This is a genomic window from Amycolatopsis sp. NPDC003731 (assembly GCF_053586895.1).
Window position 1 is genome coordinate 1 of record NZ_JBSFNC010000300.1, and the last position, 2,487, is coordinate 2,487.

1 protein-coding gene and 1 pseudogene are annotated in these 2,487 nt (G+C 68.6%); one reads left to right on the forward strand and one right to left on the reverse strand.

Annotated elements, in window-relative coordinates; genetic code table 11:
* Nucleotides 1-269: 269 nt before the first annotated feature.
* A complete protein-coding gene (locus ACWDN5_RS46680; protein ID WP_310971226.1) occupies nucleotides 270-914 on the reverse strand; it encodes a YigZ family protein in 645 nt (214 codons plus the stop codon).
* Nucleotides 915-1,446: 532 nt separating this feature from the next.
* Between ACWDN5_RS46680 and ACWDN5_RS46685 the strand changes: the two are divergent.
* Nucleotides 1,447-2,487, forward strand: a pseudogene (locus tag ACWDN5_RS46685) (glutamate synthase subunit alpha); the annotation flags it as partial.

Sequence of the window (2,487 nt, forward strand, 5' to 3'; positions counted from 1 at the left end):
TTCCCGCCGGGCGACAACGTTGTCGGACAAGCAGAACGGGTGGTGACAACGTTGTCAGCGCGGGTCGAGCCGCGCCGGCAACGTCCAGGGGTCGAAGTGGTACCGGAACTCGGTGGCACGACATGGTGCCACGGAAGGGTCCGCGCACGGAAGCGCCGAAAGTTCGTTGCGCGCCAAGCGGTTTCGCGACCGGACCACGCAGCCCCGGTGGACCACCCCGCCGCAGTGCCGCCAATGACTCATTCGGGACGTCGCAGGTCCCGAATGAGTCATTCGCGACCTTGGGGAGTGGAGGTCACCCAGTGGTCGCCGAGCGGGGTCGTCGCCGCTTCGCCGTTCGTCAGGTCCGCCAGCCAGCCCGCGAAGGCGTTTCCCTCCCCCGGTGCCAGGCCGATCTCGAAGCGGGCCAGCTCGTCGAAGCGGGTCGCGTGGAGGAGGTACGGCGACGCGCGCAGGTCGTTCTCCAGCCGGCCCGCGCGGTCGTAGTGCACCGCCACTTCGACCAGGCTGAGACGCCGGTGTTCTAGTACACCAACAACTTCCACAGCGTCCGAAACGGACTGACCGTACGCGCGGATCAACCCTCCCGCCCCCAGCAGGACTCCCCCGAAGTACCGCGTCACCACGGCGACCGTGTCGGTCAGGTCCCGGCGGCGCAGCACTTCCAGCATCGGCGTACCCGCCGTGCCCGCCGGCTCACCGTCGTCACTGGACCGCTGAGTTCGCCCATCCGGCCCCAAAACGAAGGCGTGGCAGTGGTGTCGCGCCCCCGGATCCGCGCGGCGGCGGGCCGCGATGAACTCGCGCGCGGCCTCTTCCGACGTCACCGGAGCGAGCGCGCAGAGGAACCGGGAGCGCTTGATCTCGATCTCGTGGACGCCGTCCCGAGCCACGGAGAGATAACGATCAGTCATCGAGCCAAGCCGCCATGCACCCAGCTTCCCACCTCGACCAGGGGTTCCACCAGCCACCCCCGACCACTTCGGACGGACGTTTTCCCAGGTCAGCGGCGTTGCAGCCCGCTCTACGGGAGAGCTGGCCCGACATATGGGACTACCCCCGGGGACGTCAACGCATGCGTGGCATTTCCCACCCGGGCGCAACGACGTATGTCGATAACAGCGAATTCACACTATCGTCATAAGACCCGGCGAACCCGGGAGTAACACCGCGCGCTCCGGACGGCCCCCACCACCGTGGCCGGCCTGTGCGCGCTCGCAGCACCCGACATGTTCGGCTGCCCAGCGTTGTGCGGCCTCCCAGATGATCGCGGCCGGTTTCCGAGCATCGGCGCTCGGCCGGTTCCTTGCGTCATCCAGCACCTCGACAACAGCAACTGTTCTCGACTGACCATCGCGGTTCCGGACCACTTCGTTAACCGGTTCAGCTCGAACCACCCCATGGAGTGAGTACCGGTCGCGCCAACGCCTTGGGAGGCGGCCAGCCGTGACCCACCGTGCCAGTTCCCTGCCCCCGTCCGGGGAGCAGCTCAGCAACGCCGAGGCCAAGGGCCTCTACCGGAGCGACTACGAACACGACGCCTGCGGTGTCGCCTTCGTCGCCGACCTGACCGGGCGCCGAGATCATGCGATCGTCGCCAAGGCCCTGGTCGCGTTGCGCAACCTGGAACACCGCGGGGCTCGTGGCGCCGAACCGGACACCGGCGACGGCGCCGGCCTGCTGATCCAGATCCCGGACGAGTTCTACCGCGCGGTCGTGGACTTCGAGCTCCCCGAACCGGGCACCTACGCGGTCGGCACGGCTTTCCTGCCGCAGGACGAAAAGCGCCGCGGCCGGGCCATGACGACCATCGAGCGCATCGCCGCCGAGGAGGACATGCGCGTCCTCGGCTGGCGCGAGCTGCCGGTGCACACCGAGCACTGCGGGCCGACCGCGGCCGAAACCATGCCGCACTTCACGCAGCTGTTCCTCGCCGCGCGCCGGCCGAAGCCGGAGCACGCGGACCCGCTGCACATCGAGCGCAGCGCGTTCTGCGTCCGCAAGCGCGCCGAGCACGAGCTCGTCGAGGACGACGTGTACTTCCCGTCGCTGTCCTCGCGCACGATCGTCTACAAAGGAATGCTCACCGAGCCGCAGGTCGAGCGGTTCTTCGCCGACCTCACCGACGAGCGCGTCACCAGCGCCATCGGCCTGGTGCACTCCCGGTTCTCCACCAACACGTTCCCGTCGTGGCCGTTGGCCCACCCGTACCGGTACGTGGCGCACAACGGCGAGATCAACACGTTGCGCGGCAACCGCAACTGGATGGACGCCCGCGAGGCGCTGCTGGAAACCGACCTGATCCCGGGCGATCTCAAGCGCGTCTACCCGGTGATCACCCGCGGCGCCAGCGACTCGGCGAGCTTCGACGAGGTCCTGGAGCTGCTGCACCTCGGCGGCCGCTCGCTGCCCCACGCCGTCCTGATGATGATCCCGGAGGCCTGGGAGAACCACCAGGAGATGGACCCCGCGCGGCGCGCCTTCTAC